The organism is Peribacillus sp. NPDC097225 (genome assembly GCF_044761955.1).
Lineage (GTDB): Bacteria > Bacillota > Bacilli > Bacillales > DSM-1321 > Peribacillus.
Genome location: NZ_JBIWDJ010000003.1, coordinates 507,943 through 524,219, shown reverse-complemented (window position 1 = coordinate 524,219; position 16,277 = coordinate 507,943). Strand labels below are relative to the sequence as shown.

At 39.7% G+C, this 16,277-nt stretch carries 17 protein-coding genes; 8 read left to right on the top strand and 9 right to left on the bottom strand.

Annotated elements, in window-relative coordinates:
• Positions 1–67 precede the first annotated feature (67 nt).
• Both ACIQXH_RS12720 and ACIQXH_RS12715 read right to left on the bottom strand, forming a co-directional pair.
• Entirely contained in the window at positions 68–853 is a 786-nt protein-coding gene (locus tag ACIQXH_RS12720; RefSeq protein WP_402956104.1) for an ABC transporter permease, read from the bottom strand.
• Positions 853–1,482 (bottom strand): ABC transporter ATP-binding protein, encoded by a 630-nt coding sequence (locus ACIQXH_RS12715; RefSeq protein ID WP_402956101.1) that lies wholly within the window; start codon positions 1,480–1,482, stop codon positions 853–855. Before ACIQXH_RS12715 ends, ACIQXH_RS12720 begins: the two co-directional genes overlap by 1 nt.
• 183 nt (positions 1,483–1,665) lie before the next feature.
• On the opposite strand from ACIQXH_RS12715, the gene ACIQXH_RS12710 reads away from it, so the two are divergent.
• The 3 genes from ACIQXH_RS12710 to ACIQXH_RS12700 all read left to right on the top strand — a co-directional run bounded on the left by ACIQXH_RS12710 (position 1,666) and on the right by ACIQXH_RS12700 (position 3,663).
• Positions 1,666–2,496: a thermonuclease family protein gene (locus tag ACIQXH_RS12710; RefSeq protein ID WP_402956099.1), complete on the top strand. Its 831-nt coding sequence runs from the start codon at positions 1,666–1,668 to the stop codon at positions 2,494–2,496.
• 85 nt (positions 2,497–2,581) lie between these two features.
• Entirely contained in the window at positions 2,582–2,941 is a 360-nt protein-coding gene (locus ACIQXH_RS12705; RefSeq protein WP_402956096.1) for a PilZ domain-containing protein, read from the top strand.
• Between the two features lie 233 nt (positions 2,942–3,174).
• On the top strand, positions 3,175–3,663 hold the full coding sequence (locus ACIQXH_RS12700) for a sigma-70 family RNA polymerase sigma factor (protein WP_402867981.1): 489 nt from the start codon (positions 3,175–3,177) through the stop codon (positions 3,661–3,663).
• A gap of 49 nt (positions 3,664–3,712) precedes the next feature.
• On the opposite strand, the gene ACIQXH_RS12695 is transcribed toward ACIQXH_RS12700, so the two are convergent.
• Entirely contained in the window at positions 3,713–3,907 is a 195-nt protein-coding gene (locus ACIQXH_RS12695) for an abortive phage infection protein (RefSeq protein WP_402867979.1), read from the bottom strand.
• 426 nt (positions 3,908–4,333) lie between these two features.
• Between ACIQXH_RS12695 and ACIQXH_RS12690 the strand changes: the two genes are divergently transcribed.
• Both ACIQXH_RS12690 and ACIQXH_RS12685 read left to right on the top strand, forming a co-directional pair.
• Entirely contained in the window at positions 4,334–4,510 is a 177-nt protein-coding gene (locus ACIQXH_RS12690) for a YkvS family protein (protein WP_402867977.1), read from the top strand.
• Positions 4,511–4,712: 202 nt separating this feature from the next.
• A complete protein-coding gene (locus tag ACIQXH_RS12685) occupies positions 4,713–5,342 on the top strand; it encodes a hypothetical protein (RefSeq protein WP_402987691.1) in 630 nt (209 codons plus the stop codon).
• Positions 5,343–5,384: 42 nt separating this feature from the next.
• Here ACIQXH_RS12685 and ACIQXH_RS12680 read toward each other — a convergent pair whose 3' ends face one another.
• The 3 genes from ACIQXH_RS12680 to ACIQXH_RS12670 form a co-directional block, all read right to left on the bottom strand.
• Entirely contained in the window at positions 5,385–6,428 is a 1,044-nt protein-coding gene (locus ACIQXH_RS12680; protein WP_403123780.1) for a YkvI family membrane protein, read from the bottom strand.
• A 171-nt stretch (positions 6,429–6,599) separates the two neighbouring features.
• Positions 6,600–8,294 (bottom strand): M3 family oligoendopeptidase, encoded by a 1,695-nt coding sequence (locus ACIQXH_RS12675; protein WP_402867971.1) that lies wholly within the window; start codon positions 8,292–8,294, stop codon positions 6,600–6,602.
• Positions 8,295–8,533: 239 nt separating this feature from the next.
• A complete protein-coding gene (locus ACIQXH_RS12670; protein ID WP_402867969.1) occupies positions 8,534–8,971 on the bottom strand; it encodes a MarR family winged helix-turn-helix transcriptional regulator in 438 nt (145 codons plus the stop codon).
• A 159-nt stretch (positions 8,972–9,130) separates the two neighbouring features.
• Here ACIQXH_RS12670 and ACIQXH_RS12665 point away from each other — a divergent pair, with 159 nt between their 5' ends.
• From ACIQXH_RS12665 to ACIQXH_RS12655, 3 genes are all read left to right on the top strand, one after another.
• Positions 9,131–10,633, top strand: a complete 1,503-nt coding sequence (locus ACIQXH_RS12665; RefSeq protein ID WP_403123777.1) for an ATP-binding protein — start codon at positions 9,131–9,133, stop codon at positions 10,631–10,633.
• A gap of 117 nt (positions 10,634–10,750) precedes the next feature.
• Entirely contained in the window at positions 10,751–11,980 is a 1,230-nt protein-coding gene (locus tag ACIQXH_RS12660; protein WP_402956491.1) for an MFS transporter, read from the top strand.
• A 113-nt stretch (positions 11,981–12,093) separates the two neighbouring features.
• Entirely contained in the window at positions 12,094–12,825 is a 732-nt protein-coding gene (locus ACIQXH_RS12655; protein WP_402867963.1) for a ZIP family metal transporter, read from the top strand.
• 52 nt (positions 12,826–12,877) lie between these two features.
• Here the strand turns inward: ACIQXH_RS12655 and ACIQXH_RS12650 are convergent, their stop codons facing one another.
• From ACIQXH_RS12650 to ACIQXH_RS12640, 3 genes are all read right to left on the bottom strand, one after another.
• Positions 12,878–13,435, bottom strand: a complete 558-nt coding sequence (locus tag ACIQXH_RS12650; RefSeq protein ID WP_402956090.1) for a PilZ domain-containing protein — start codon at positions 13,433–13,435, stop codon at positions 12,878–12,880.
• 71 nt (positions 13,436–13,506) lie between these two features.
• On the bottom strand, positions 13,507–13,731 hold the full coding sequence (locus ACIQXH_RS12645; protein ID WP_402867960.1) for an aspartyl-phosphate phosphatase Spo0E family protein: 225 nt from the start codon (positions 13,729–13,731) through the stop codon (positions 13,507–13,509).
• Positions 13,732–14,004: 273 nt separating this feature from the next.
• Positions 14,005–16,164, bottom strand: a complete 2,160-nt coding sequence (locus ACIQXH_RS12640; RefSeq protein WP_403123774.1) for a PAS domain S-box protein — start codon at positions 16,162–16,164, stop codon at positions 14,005–14,007.
• Positions 16,165–16,277: the final 113 nt, after the last annotated feature.

Here is a 16,277-nt window from a genome sequence, read left to right as displayed (position 1 = left end):
GTTTCTAAAGAATCGTACAAAAATTAGGATAAAACTGCAACAATTAATTTATTTCCTTTAAAAAGTTTTAGATGGACAGTTGTGCAGACTTTGTGAAAAACGCCTTAAAACTCAGTAAGATAAAGAGGATGACCGTTATGGAGACACTACCAAGAATCCCAATAAGTATGGCAATTTGATATTCTATGGCGATGAGCGGACTGATTCCCGATAGAATTTGCCCAGTCATCATTCCCGGAAGGAAAATGATCCCCATACCCAACATATTATTCAAAGTCGGCAGCACTGCCGAATCGAAAGCGGCATCCACATATTTTTTGACGGCTTTCTGCGGCGTGGCGCCAAGCATCAACATCGCCTCCACCTTATCGCGGTTACTTGTGATGCCGTCGTGCAGGTTCTTTAAAGCTAACGTAACGCCGGTCATCGCATTCCCCACAATCATACCAGCAATCGGGATAAAGTAACGTGGTTCATACCATGGCGTGAAATGGATGACGACCAAGTTAAAATAAAGCAAAGCGGCTATCGGACCTGTGAGCATACTCAAAATGACCATTCGTTTGATTTTCTTGCTGAGCGTAAAGGATATTTGTTTAAAAATATTTCGGATAGAGAACCAGGCTATCAAACATAAAAATCCTATTGAAAGCAAGGGATGGGGATTCTCGAATATATACGTCAATACATACCCTGCAAGAATAAGTTGGACCGTCATGCGTACTGTAGCGAGCAAAATTTGTTTTTCCCTCGATATCCCTCGCCATTTTACAATGATAAGCAGGAGAACCACGAATACATAGGCCGCACATAAACGCCAAAGCTCAATATTTATTATCCCACTACTCTCCATTAATAGTCCCCCTCCTTTGACTTTTTAAGAACGATCCTTTCCTCAGCATATTCATCCACAAGTTGCCTGGAATGAGTAATCATGACCACGGTTCCCATTTCCTGTTTCACTTTAGTTAAAAACCGGTTCATGACATCCAACTCTGACTCTTCATCAAGAGCGGATGTTGGCTCATCCAATAAATATACGTCAGGCTTTAATAGAAGCAATCTTGCCAATGCCAACCTTTGCTTCTCCCCACCCGACAATTTCTCTACATCAGCTGATAATGGCTTCTTTAACAATACCGTTTCAAGTACGTTTAGTAGCTCGTCCTTTGATTCCTTTTCTCTTTCGGTCAACTCTAATCCAAATTGGAGGTTTTCTTCAATGGTTCCAGGTAAGGTGAGTGCTGTTTGAGATAGCATCGTAACTTGGCGACGGAGCTCTATCGGGTTAAATGTTCCAAGGAGTTGCTCTTGATAAAAAATCGACCCGGTGTCCGGCTCATTCATTCTATTTAATAGTCTAAGCAGTGACGTTTTCCCAGCTCCGCTCTCCCCAGTCAAACAAGTTATTTTCCTTGCCGGGATTTCAAGATGGTCAATATTTAGAATCCCTTTAAACGTTATGTTTTCTAACCTGAACATATTTCCGGTTCCTACCTTTCTTGCTTCACGATTTCTTAATAAGAATAAACCATCAGAGAGGACAGTGGATATGGTGAAAATAGAATATTTTTCATTTTCTTTCATCATTTTATAAGGTAGTATTATTTGCGACCCTTACTTATCCATGACACCATGGAAAACAACTTGAATGGAGGATTTATGGTGACTACACCGACATATAGTACTTTTTTTAAATATGTATTTTTACTGATTTCGTTATGTGCGTTTACATTAACAGGTTGCCAGGAAATAACCGACGATTTGTCAGAAGAAAAGTCCACAGAAGAAACGAATACTTCCACCAAGGAAAACTCCCTTTCTACAGACCAAGTCTCCAATGAATCAAAAGGAAAAACCTTCACAGCTCAAATAGTTCGCGTGGTCGATGGCGACACGGTGAAAATTAAGACGTCTAATGGAAAGGAAGAAACGGTCAGGCTTCTTTTAATCGATACCCCTGAAACCGTCCATCCTTCCAAGCCCGTACAACCCTTTGGTCCTGAAGCTAGCAAGTTTTCAAAAGAGCTAATGCCTGCCGGTTCGGAGGTGGAAGTGGAGACAGGAATCGGTGAACGAGACAAATATGGGCGTCTGCTGGCCTATTTTTATGTAGATGGAAAAATGGTAAATAAACTTCTGCTAGAAAAAGGGCTCGCACGGGTCGCATACGTATATGCACCCAATACAAAATATCTTGACGAACTGGAAGCCATCCAGAAACAAGCTCAAAAAGAGGAAATCGGCATTTGGTCGATTGAAAACTATGCCACTTCGAAAGGATTCGATGATTCGAAAACGGATAAAGGAACAACAGAAAAAACCACCGAAAAATCATCGTGCTCCAATCCGAACATTAAAGGAAATATCAATTCAAAAGGTGATAAGATCTACCACATACCAAGTGGACAATACTATGATATAACAAAAGAAGAAGAAATGTTTTGTACAGAACAGGATGCAGTGAAGGCCGGCTTCCGGAAATCACAGAGTTAAGGTCATACACGTATCCATCCGTTCATTCTTGTAAATGGATAAAATAGAAAACGGAAAAGATACTGAATTTCCAGGGGGACATATTGTGAAATATAACAGGGATGAAGCATTTCGTTTTATTTTCGATCGTCCGCTTTCTGGTTTTTTTAGCATCATTAGAGTAAACAACTTGGAAAATAAAAGCCGAAATGGGGCCATGTCCGTTCTGGACATCAGTGCCGGAGGGCTCAAGTTCCAGTCCAATCTTGACCTTCCGGAGCAAGCGGACCTCGAGCTTTTGCTAACTTTCATCATAAATGCAGACGAGATTGATTTACGTGGACGAATTCTCTGGAAAAAGAAAAGTGGATCCGCTTATATGTACGGTTTCATTATGAATGAAAATGAAAGTTTGAAAGAAACGATAATCAAGGAACTGAAAATCTATCGGAAAAATAATCAATAGTTTCATTAGGCGCACCCGGCAAGCCGGGTGTGCCTTTATTTATTTTGTCCAACCCAATCAAAACTTCGAAATATCGATAATGGATGGTGTTTTTTTACGTTTTTCCGTCGCAAAATTCAATTTTCTCCCCTTTATTTTATGCATTTTTCCATTTCGATATATTCCATGAAATTATTTAAGGTGAAAGCACCCGGGAATATACGAAAAGTGCACTTTTTAAAAAGGCGTAGAAAATGGACGGTTTTACAAGTTTATCAGAACAATTCACTCCGATGATTCATCATGTTATCCGCTCACTATCCATTTATAAAAACAAAGAGGATTTCTTTCAAATTGGATTAATTGCATTATGGGAAGCTCAAGGCAAGTACAAGGAAGCAAACGGACAATTCTCCAACTTCGCATATACAGTCATAAAAGGGAGAATCATCAATGAATTAAAACGCCTCCATAAATACGACACGCATATCCAGCCAGTTGACGCAGCGGTTCTTGAAATAGAAGATCCCTTTTCTATGCACACAGAGGCCCTCGTGACAGAGAACCTCTTAGCCTACACAGAAAACTTGACATTGAACCAGCAACGCTGGCTCATCTTTACTTTCATCGGAAATAAAAATCAAAATGAAATCGCCAATACATTCAATGTCTCGATTGCAGCCGTGAAATCATGGCGAAAAACCACCCTTCTTAAATTGAGGAAGGAGATGGATATTCCATAAAAAAATAGGAAAAGGACGGTTCATCGATTCGAACCGTCCTTTTCCTATTTTAACTTCTTGCTTCCTCTAAATACGTATAAATGACTTCCCCATTATGTTGGGCATTTCCTCGGAAATGTTTGAAATCCGCTCTTTGAACAAGCACTTCACGAAAACTCAAAAATTCTTCCTTATTGATCCTGAACTCTTCCATTTCCCGATTAGCCAGTTTATTCAGGACTAGTTTTGCTTCTTCGGAATCCATTCTATTTCCTCCTTATTAGTTGTTTCTGTTCCTTACCTGTATAGGAGAAATTCCGTTTCTATTTTAACATAACCTTAACGCTTATTATCAATCAGAACTTTTTGTGGTCTCTTGACTATATTATTCTTTACGAATACATAAAAATAGTGCAAACTGTAAAGTAAAATATCACATTGTAAATTGATTGGTATTTTTCGTACATAAGTATCATCCAGACTCATACAAGTAAGAGTAAGTGTGCTTATATTGATTTCCATAATATGTAAAAAAACACATACCTGTACTTTCTAACCAGTCATTATAACTACTCTATATCTTTTTACTTGCACTTCCCAGGTCAAAATCTAAACAGCAAGGTGTTCGAATAATCCATTTATTCATAGTTACTGATTATCATTGAAAACGAGATGGGAAAGGATGATTACCATGAAGAAAGCGGAAGTTGGAAATATCATTGAATTTAGAGAAGGCTTACAAGGAATCGTCGAGAAAGTGAATGAGAACTCTGTAATCGTGGACGTCACGTATATGGAAAATTACCTTGACTTGGAGCTTGAACAGAAGACAGTTGTCAATCATAAAAATTATAAGATCATCGGATGAAGGTACTGAACGACGGAATGGTTTTTGACCATTCCGTTTTCCTATGCAGGAACTTTATGGTTCATTTGGTTACCATGATATCATTTGTAACTTTTTTCTTTTTCATTCGTCTATATATAAAAGGGATGATTCTCTCCAGAGCGTCGATAGGTCATGCCTTTCTACACATATAAGAAATTCAACAGAAAGTTGAGGGAAAACGATGAAAAAATGGACGCAATATTTAGGCGGAGCGACAATGGCGGCCCTATTGCTGAGCGGATGTGGGACAACCACGGACGACAAGACGGCTGAACCACAAGAAGATACGGTAAAAGAAGAGAATACAGCAGGCTCAACAAATGGAGCTACTGATAGTTCTGAAGGGACAAAAAAGGTTAGGCTTATGGAACAGAATTTGCAATATACAAGTAATGGGGAAGCAAAAGAAGAAACAGCCTTCCTGAAAAATAGTGATAATCAACCATTTAGCCTATACGTCTTACAACAGTTCGAGTTGACTGCCGAGGAGCCTGGAAAGGATGTCCTTTTCCTGACCGATGACGACTCTGTATCCATGAGGATTGAATTATTAACGGGCGATGTCAAATGGGACGAAGTAGAGGAAAATGTCCAAACCCAACTGAAAAGCATTTCAGAGAAGATAGAGGACCCGGCACTTAACATAGATAATGGTTCCGGCTATGAAGTCGTGAACGGCGATGATGTGGTTACTTCTGTCTTACTCAAAGATGAGAAGTCCCCTGTCCGCTTAACCATGTTTACAAAGAAGGACAAAGATTACCGGGATGCCTTTCTAGAGATGGCTAAAACAATCATGAAAGAATCCTGATATCAAATAAAGGGAAAGGGCACGTAAGCCCTTTCCCTCGTTTTATATTTTTTTGCCTGCATCACTTTTCCAGACGAGGATTAAAAACAGTAAACTTATGTATCCAAATACCGGATAGAGATAACCCAGGAGTCTTCCATATCCGTACGTGCCGATAATCAACGCCACAATAAAGCTGAAGGCGATGATGAATATGCCAGGCACTTTAATATAGTTGCTGATTTGCCTCTGCAATCCGTAAATATTTCCGATGACTGAAGTGAAGATTTCGCCGTATATCACCAAGATGAACATCCAATGTAAATGACCGCCCACCATTTTCATAAGGGCCGCCGATGGAATTTCATAGCTCATCACATCCGGAAGGGTCATAAGTGATAAATGCCCAGTGAGTAGAATAATCGTAAGGAATACCCCACCCAAAATAGCACCTTGCTTTATAATTCTTTCATCCTTAACCTCATACGCCACCGGAACAAGCACCGCCTGCGCTAAAGCCAGGTTAAAAGCGGTATAGGCAAACGGGGAGAATATCATCTTCAAGCTGATCCGTTCTTCTGGGAATTGCGTTAGAGAAGATAAAAATTCACCCGTCCCTAAAGTCGAGAAGAACAGAATCAAGCTAAATAGAATCATGATGGGAACAACAAAAGAATTCACTGTAAAAAGCCCACGCATTCCTAGCATCAAAACCAATGAAGCCAGAAGGGCCGTTGTCCAGCTCCCAACGTTTTTCGAGATGCCAAGCTGTTCCTCGAAAACGGCACCTGATCCCGAAATCATGACCGCTGTAACACCTAGCAGCATGATAAGGAAAAAAACATTGATGACGCCCGCTAATTTCTTCCCAAATAAAAATTGATTGAATTCTTCATAGGAAGCTGCCTTGATCCTTGAGGAAATCAACATGATCTTCGTACCACTGAAAATGAAAATATAGCCTGCTATTAAAATCCCGATAAAGCCATAAAAGCCATAACGGGTAAAGAACTCAACAACCTCCTTTCCAGTTGCAAAACCCGCTCCGACAACTGTACCTACATAAACGGCTGCAACCTGAAAGATTCCTGACCACCTAGAAAGCATGTACACCCCTCCTCCCTACATCTATATGTAAGAGGGAGAATTTTAAGACAGTCCAAGTCAGATTAACCTAAATTAATGGGAAAGCTTCGGTCCTCCCATTTTAAAAACGCTCCCTCTAAAGGGAGCGCCTTTCTATAGAAGACCCGCTAACGATTCACGAGATTTCACAACTTATAAAGCTTGGTCATCGACCGAACTCAGCCATTCATCGATAACCCTTACGACAGACTGCACAGTACCTTCTGCAAATGGGGAATCAAGGTTGGCCGATTCCACGAGCCCAAGGAATGATTTACTTCCTCCAAGTTGACAAAGGTTTAAATAGTCCTTCCACGCACTCTCATCTTTTTCCACAGACTTTTTCCAAAATTGGAAAGCACATATTTGAGCCAAAGCATAGTCAATGTAATAAAATGGAGACTGATAGATATGACTTTGACGTTGCCAATAGCCTCCGCCCTCTAAAAATCCGTTCTCTTCATAATCACGATGAGGTAAGTATTCCTTCTCGATTTTGCGCCATGCCTGTCTTCTCTCAAGTGGCGATGCGTTTGGATTTTCGTAGACAAAATGTTGGAATTCATCCACAGCCACCCCATATGGCAGGAACACGAGCGAGCTACTTAAATGGGAGAACTTATACTTTTCTGTATCTTCTTTGAAGAACAGATCCATCCAAGGCCATGTAAGGAACTCCATGCTCATCGAATGGATTTCGCAAGCCTCATAGGTTGGCCAATTATATTCCGGAATATCCAGGTCACGGCTTCGATACACCTGGAAAGCGTGTCCTGCCTCATGTGTAAGAACATCGATATCACCAGATGTCCCATTGAAGTTGGAAAAAATGTAGGGAGCTTTATAATCTTCAATGAATGTACAATATCCACCACTTGCTTTTCCTTTTTTAGCAACCAGGTCCATTAAATCATTTTCAATCATAAAATTGAAAAACTCATCCGTTTCGGCAGAAAGTTCATGGTACATTTTTTGACCATTTTCCACGATCCACTCCGCTTCGCCTTTAGGAACGGCATTCCCCGTACTGAATTGGAAATTCTCATCGTAATAATAGAGTTTCTCCAGACCTAGGCGTTTCTGCTGACGTTCCTTCAAGCGGGTAACGAGCGGGACCACTTCCTCTTTCACCTGTTTACGGAAAGCTGCCACCATCTCTGCATTATAATCGGTCCGTGTCATGCGATAATAACCTAGCTCGACGAAGTTATCATACCCTAATGTCGTTGCTATGCCATGTCGCACCTTTACCAGCTCATCAAAAATCCGATCCAGTTCGTCCTGCTTCTCTGCAAAGAAACCATAGTAAGCATCACTTGCCATTTTTCTGATGGAACGGCTCTCAGACTCCATGAAGGGCTGAAGCTGTGCCAATGTCCGCTCTTCTCCCTCAAATTCAATTTTCGCGGAAGCTATTAACTGTGAGTACTCACTTGCCAGCTTATTTTCTTTTTGCAGTTGCGGGATGATTTCCGGCGAGAACGTTTTGAGCTGTGCCTCAGCCAAATCAAATAGTTGCCTTCCCCACTTGGACTCAAGTTCCCGACGGAATTTCGATTGAACGAGTTCTGTATAAAACGCGGAAGTCATTTCCTCCATTTCAGGTGAGAATTCGTCCAAATAATCATTTTCATTTTTATAAAACTCATCAGTCGTATCAATGGTATGCCGAATATAGACCAGATTGCTCATCGTACCAACATAGTTTCGAATGGCATTTATTTCACTTATGGCCTCTACTTGTTCTTCAACCTCAGTCGCATCCACAAACTGCTTAAGAGCTTTCGTGAACTTCCCTTTAATGTCATCCAATTCAGGCCGTTCATATTTATACTCATTAAATTTCATACTTACACCCCAATTTCATCATTTGTATCCCTTTTTTCCCAAAAAACACCTATCGTGTTCATTGGTTGCCAGTTAAAATAGGACATAATTACATTCGCCATATTCTTATGTAAAGCCTTCCTATTTACGAAAAAAGTAATAGGGTTCTCCGCCTTTAGTGGGCATGACCGTCAGATTCGGACGACTCATAATGAAACTACAAAAACACCTCAATTAAATTAAGGTGCTGGTTTACTGGATTATTTTTTTGCGGAGTAACCAATCTTTTTCAGTAATTCAATTGCCGTTTCTTTTTCCTCTTTCGTAAGGACGCTCATCACATCATCGATTCTTTTTTCATGATCAGGAAAGACATCCTCAATAAAGGCTTTACCTTTATCCGTAATTTTGGCAAACGTTACACGTCGGTCATCTTTACAAGCTATCCTCTGTAAAAACTCCTTCTGTTCAAGCTTGTCCACTACATAAGTAATGCTACCGCTTGCAAGCAGGATCTTGCCACCGATTTGTTGAAGAGGTTGATCACCTTTATGATATAACAGTTCAAGTACGGCAAATTCAGTAGGATTCAAGCCCGCTTCAGCTATATGTTTATTCACTATATCATTAATCGAACGGTGAGCTCTTGACATCACGATAAACAGCTTTAATGACTGTTGGATGCTATCATTCCCCATAACTTCACAACCTTAAAATTTTTAATTAAAATATCTTGAATTGAAGGTTATTATATTCTATTGTTCCTTTTTTGTCAATTTGCCTATAGGGCATGGCTATTGCTATTGTTTAATTCTCCAGTTTGATATACTAAAAGAAAAAATAAAAGTAGTGACCACATGAATTCAAGGCAGAGATTTTCGAAATACATACTTATTGTCATTTTACCATTAATCATTTTAACTATCACTTATTGGTTATATTTTGATTATTCCATCCAAGAAGAACGGAAAGCAAAGGCTGAATGGATTGGATCCGTTTATCAAAAATCGATAGACCAAGTAATCAGGGAAACCAAGGGAAATGTGGAATGGTTGAGTCGCAACAGTTCTATTCCATATATGGACGAAAAATCAAAGAATCAATTGTTAGACTCCATCAAAGATACAGACCCCAGATACGCTGACATTTATCTGCTGGATCGAGAAGGAATGACCATACATAGTACAAGCAAGCAGCCCCCCCAATCCAAATTAATTGATCATGAAGATATGGACTTAGCTGTAAATACTCAAAAAGCGGTGATGGCCAACAAAACAGGAATTGATGATTTGAATTGTACGTGCTTCACCATCTTCGCCCCAATATTGGAAAAGAATAAGGAAGTACGGGGATTTTTATTGGTTCAGATCAAATTCGATTATTTAAAGAATATCTTGAATACACTTTCACCTGAACAAACAGTAAAACTTCAAACGAATGAGAGAGAAAAGGTCGATGATATAAATATCGGGAATGTAAACCCAAGTTCAAGATGGATGACCCTCCCCTTGACAGAAGCCGAATGGTCCATATCAGTTAAAATGCTGAAAAAAAAGGATACCCAAAACATCCATATATTCTATTCTTTTATATTTTTCACCTTCATCATCACCCATGTGATTTATATTATTGTATATGAGTTCCTCTATCGTAGGAATTCAAAAAAACAAAAACAACTCATTGATGACCAAAAGTTGAATTTCGTAGGTACACTTGCAGCAAGTACTGCACATGAAATCAAAAATCCACTCACGGGCATAAAAGGACTTGTCCAATTGCTAAATGAGAAGCATCCAGATGAACAAGACCAGTTTTATTATTCCATCATCATGAAAGAGATAGAAAGGATAAACAGTATCGTCAGTGAGTTCTTGATTCTAGGTAAGCCGATGGTGCAAAACTTATCCTCATATGATGTACGCGGTATCGTTGCTGAATTAAGACCGATAATAGAATCTGAAGCTCGTTTTTACTGTATCGAAGTCGAATGGGATATAGTTAGGTCACCACTTCCTGTATACTGTACGAAGGACCAACTCAAGCAGGTCATACTTAATATAGCAAAAAATGGATTTGAGGCCATGGAACAAGGCAAAAACCTGACCATACATATTTATCAAAAAAAACAAGAAGCTATTATAGAAATCATTGACACTGGACACGGGTTGGAATCGAACGACATCCAGAAAGTATTTGAGCCATTCTATACTTCCAAAAAGGAAGGGACCGGTTTAGGACTTTTCGTCTGCAAGAGAATCATCGAACTCTTCAATGGAACAATCGAGATTACAAGCAAGCTTTCGGAGGGTACGACGGTCATGATTCGCTTACCAATCCTAAAAGAGAACGTGAGTAAGTAATCTATATGGAAAGAATCACGTTTCAGTAAAGTAAACCCTTCTATCCTAAGATAATCATCTTGACGGACCTTAAATAAAAGGTCACTAGAATAAGATTCTAATTTAGAAAGAAGGCAAATACATATGGCAAGTACCACAGCAACTAAACCTATACCAAAAAATCAAGAGATGACCCTCAAAATAATGATTATTATTGGCATATGCCACTTAATGAATGATTCTCTTCAGGCCGTGGTACCGGCCATGTTTCCCATCCTAGAAAAATCCATGTCTTTAACTTATACACAGTTGGGCATGATTGCCTTCTGCCTGAACATCATCTCATCACTTCTACAGCCAGCTGTCGGATTTTATACCGATAAAAAGCCACTGCCTTATGCTTTGCCAGTTGGATTAACCAGCACATTAATCGGAGTCATCATCCTGGCTCTTGCACCAAACTATATAACTATACTCGGTGCTGTCGTTTTAATGGGCTTTGGATCAGCCATTTTCCACCCAGAAGGATCCAGAGTCGCCTATATGGCTGGAGGTCCCAAGCGTGGATTGGCCCAGTCAATTTATCAAGTGGGTGGAAACAGTGGGCAGGCACTAGCTCCGCTCATTACGGCCATCATTCTTGTCCCGTTCGGGCAGAAGGGCGCTCTCTGGTTTGCTTTCGTTGCCTTTGCCGCGGTCATGCTATTACTGTACATAGCCAAGTGGTATTCCCAAAGGCTCGTGCATTTTCAGCCAAAAACTCTGGCGGCTAAAGTCGTTAATAAAGAGCGTTCCAATAAAGTGGCCAAAGCCTTGGTCTTAATATTATTCATTATCTTCGCCCGCTCCTGGTATGTATCCTGCATGACAAATTTTTATAGTTTTTATTTAATCGAACAGCACTCATTCACAATAAAAGCGGCACAGATCTTCCTTTTTGCCTTTTTAGCCGCTGGGGCAGTCGGGACATTTTTCGGTGGCCCGCTCGCCGACCGCTTTGGGCGGAAAAACGTGATACTTTTTTCCTTTGCTGCAAGTACGCCGATAACCGGTCTTCTGCCATTCGTACCACCGATTGCAGCTTTCATTCTATTACTGATTGCCGGATTCATCATCATGAGCAGTTTTTCCGTTACCGTCATATATGCACAGGAATTAGTTCCCGGTAAAGTGGGGACAATGGCTGGTCTAACTGTAGGACTCGCTTTTGGTATGGGGGCGATTGGATCCGTTTCATTGGGGGCGATTGCAGATATTATCGGGATTGCAGCCATGATTAAAATCGTAGGATTTTTGCCCTTGCTAGGGATCCTCAGTGTCTTCCTACCAAGTGATTTCATGTTAAAACAATGGTATCCCGAAAAATAGGTTTCACACTGTAACCAATTTGGATAATCAAAAATACAATACATTATTGTTTTACCCAGAGAAGAAGAAAAAAGAAAGAATGAAAAAAGAACAACCATGCAAAGGAGAAATTTATGAGTGGAGTTTTATTAGGCAGTATCCTCTCTGCTATGTCTACAGGGGCCGGTGCGCTACCGATTCTTTTCATTAAAGGGTCCATGACCCATCGATTCAGGGATACACTTTTAGCATTTACAGCTGGAATCATGATGGCTGCTTCCTTGCTAAGCCTCATTCCAGAATCATTGGCAACCGGGGGGTATATCCAACTTATCATCGGGGTTTTCCTCGGAGTCTTAACTTTAACGATGATGGAAAAAAATATTCCACACATTGATCTCGGCCATACGAAAAGTGGTATTCAATTTGATGAGAAAGCTTTGCTCATCATCACGGCCATCACATTGCACAATATTCCTGAAGGTCTCTCCGTTGGGGTCAGTTATGCCTCAAATGCGCCTGATACAGGGAATTTGATAGCTTTTGCAATAGGTCTCCAAAATGCTCCCGAAGGCTTGCTCGTCGCATTGTTTCTAATCAATCAAAAAATTGGGAGATTCACGGCTTTCATAATTGCCACCTTAACTGGCGCCATAGAAATCGTCACGGGTCTATTAGGATATTACTTAACCTCTTATATTGAATTCTTGGTCCCTTATGGTCTTGCATTTGCCGCTGGGGCTATGCTATTCATCGTCTACAAAGAATTGATTCCCGAAAGTCACGGGGATGGGAATGAGCGCACCTCCACCTATTCCTTCATAGTCGGACTCTTATTTATGGTCATCTTATTGGAAATTCTATGATAATTGAACATGACAAAGGCTGGCTCCTTATGTGAGTCAGCCTTTTTCCTTTTTAAACAGCCGCAGATGATAATTTATCAAGCTGACTGTTAAGAATATATCTCCTGACATAAAACAAATCTTTGACAGGCACTCCTATGAAACTGACTCCATACCGATATGCATCTTCCATTTCCCGCTCATTTTGTATCCTGATGGTAAAATGATTCCTGGCATGATCAATCATAAAGGTGATGGTATGCAACTCTGCTTTCATTAGTTTGTTTTCACACGAAAATCCTAGGCCCTTGATGCTCAAATCAATCAACTGAACCCTTTCACTTTTTTGGGGGGACTGGATTTTTCCTTGAGCAACATACGATACCCTTGCAGCCCGTCTTCTTTCACTATCCTGAAGGGTATCGTACCATGGAACAAATAAGTATAGATTATTCTCTTGTTTTTTTATGATATTCGTTTCGAATGTTTGGGATTTATGCAGGCAGATAACGGCATCACCGGAATTAAATCGATCAGGATCCATAACAATGACATTCATCAGTTCCCCTTCGATAAAAAATAATGCCGCCTGGCTAATCTCCCCTCGTTTTACTAGTTGAATATATTCCATTCTTGACCTCTATTTCTTCATAGTCACTGCTATCCAAAGATAAATTCACGATCCATTTTCTTATATATTTATTAAAGGAAGTAATCATTGTAGAAAGGTTCCTGTAAGATGACGACCAAGTCTTTTGTTTCCACTCTCATTTCAATAGGCGTATGATGTTGCAGAATCAAATATTCATTAATCAGTTTATCAAGCTCCTCACTGATCCGAATGGTATGATTATGACTCATTCCGTGTATTTGCGCAAAATCCATCATTTCCCACCGTTTTATTCGTATTTCGTTACAAATTTCCATTGCATTCCGACAATTCATACCTATATTCACTACTCCTGCCCTTTTTAGAGTTTGATTATATTTAAGAATTATTACAAAATATACCTTATATGTAAATAGGTTCGCAAAAAAAGACAAAACTTCTTATATTGCGATAAAATTCAAAGCAACAGAAGACAGAAAATGACGGGAACCCTTATGACCTTTTCAAACAAAAAAAAACCCTTCAATTTATGAAAGATTTCAAGTACCCAACCTTGTGAAAAGAACCAGTTACCCAATTGGCATCATCCTCTAAGCTTCACTTTTAATGGGCAAATAGATATGAAAAACTGTCCCTTTATCGACTTCGCTTTCCACTTCGATATATCCATTATGTTCTTCGATGATTTTATAGCTGACCATCAATCCGAGGCCGGTCCCTCTTTCCTTTGTCGTATAAAATGGCTCACCTAACTTTTTTAACTTTTCTTTGGATATCCCGTTTCCTTGGTCAATAATCGAGATGCGAACGTGGCTATTTGACACTTGGCTCGACTGGATACGAATTGTGCCGCCATCCGGCATGACTTCCAGTGCATTTTTAATAATATTGATAAATACTTGTTTTAACTGATTTGCTTCACAGAATATGTTGCATGCAATTCCCTCAAAATCTGTCTCAAAGCGGACATTATTAAGTAAAGCTTGTGCCGCTAAAAGCTCCAGTGTCTCTTTCAGGATGATGTGCAAATCTTGTTCCAAATATTGAAGAGCCTGCGGTTTAGCCAAAACCAGGAACTCTGTAATAATCGTCTCGATGCGCTGTATTTCTGAAGTGATTATGTGAAAATAAGTAGAGAAATCCTCTTTGACCAAATCTTCAAGCAGTTGGATGAAACCTTTTAAAGCTGTCATGGGGTTTCTAATTTCATGGGCGATTCCGGCGGCAAGTTCACCAACAACATGTAAGGTATCCGATTTCCTGATTTGTTCTTGCATTTCAAGCCTTTCACTTACATTGCGAAAAATGGTTAAATTCAGGTTTGAATACAGATTGCCTCTTGTTAAAAATTCAATATGCTTAACCCTGCCATCTTCGAATTTTAGTGGAATGATGGAAGAATACACTCCTTTTTTATATACCGCTTCCACATGTGCATTCAAATCGCTTGCATTTTCCGGTACTTTTCCGATGAATTCCTTTACGGTTAGAGAAAGGAGTTTTTCCTTAGAGATTTCCAGTATTGCCTTGCCTGATTCATTAAAGTCCGTAAATCCATCCTTGTTCCATAAGATCAACCCATCAAGTGACCCCTCAAAAATTTTCCTGAATTTCTCTTCACTTTTCCTTAATTCTTTTTCTATTTCCCAGCGTTCGGTTACATTACGAAAGATGGTTACATTATACCCATCGCCCTCATGTTTCTTTGCCGTTAATTCAAGTAATTTGATTTGATTGTTTGGCATCTTATAAAAAATATCATCCCTGACTTGGCCGTCTCTTTCAAAAGTAGCAAGCATTCTTTTAAAATAACGATTTTCCTTATAGATGAATTTCCATATGTCACTGCCAATCATTTCTTCCTTAGTGGATTCAAATATTTTACAGGCTGATTGATTGACTCGAAAAATAACACCGGCCTCATTCCAAAAAACGATTCCTTCCATCGATTGATCAAATAACTCGGCAAAAATCCTTTCGCTCGACTCTAATTTCTTTTCAATAATATTCGATTCAGTGATCTTCGAAAACGTCGTTATGAATAATTCATTTCCGACTGGTGTACGGGTTGAAAAAGTAAAACGACAAGGCTTCCCATGTAGGGTTACCTCCAATTCACCCATAGAATTCAATGTTGTAAAAATTCCACTATCCCCTTCGTCTAGCTGTGACTTATCATCATGTGTCACCAAATCTGATAGTCTTTTCCCAATAAGATCTCTTTTATTGATTTTCAAACCATTCATGAATGCGGAGTTTGCCTCTAGTATAAGTCCTTTACGACTTAAAAGGAGAATACCCTCTTTTGCTGTATCGAAATTATCCAAAACCATTTGCGTTGGCAACAAATTCCCGACCTGATCGATTTCAGACACATCCTCCAAACGAAAAATCCTCTTTCCACCTGAAAGTGTCCCAACTTGTATAAACTCAAACTCCCTCATGTTTCCATTATGGAGTTGTACCGCTTTCCTTTTCTTAAGAGGCTTTTTATGCCTGCTTAATCCCTCCACATCAACTGCAAGTAAGGTACTTGCTTGAAGAAAATCACTAAGCTTCAGTTTAGCCAGTTGTTCTCTGGGCTGATCGAACAACAAGCATGCCGCCTCATTCGCATAGGTGAATCTCAGGTTTTCATCGATCATTATATGGGGCTCTATAATGGAATTAAAGATTTCTTTATATTCTTCGATGTGTTTATTCAACCTGATGATCTCCTCATTACAGACAGCCTCGTACTCTACATTCATATTCAAACCCCTTTCCTAACCTACTTCCATTCATTTCTTTCGACACCTATCTCTTTCGACATCCACCCCAAATTCCCTCGCTATTCCAAAAAAAACAGTAGAATAGAATTAGT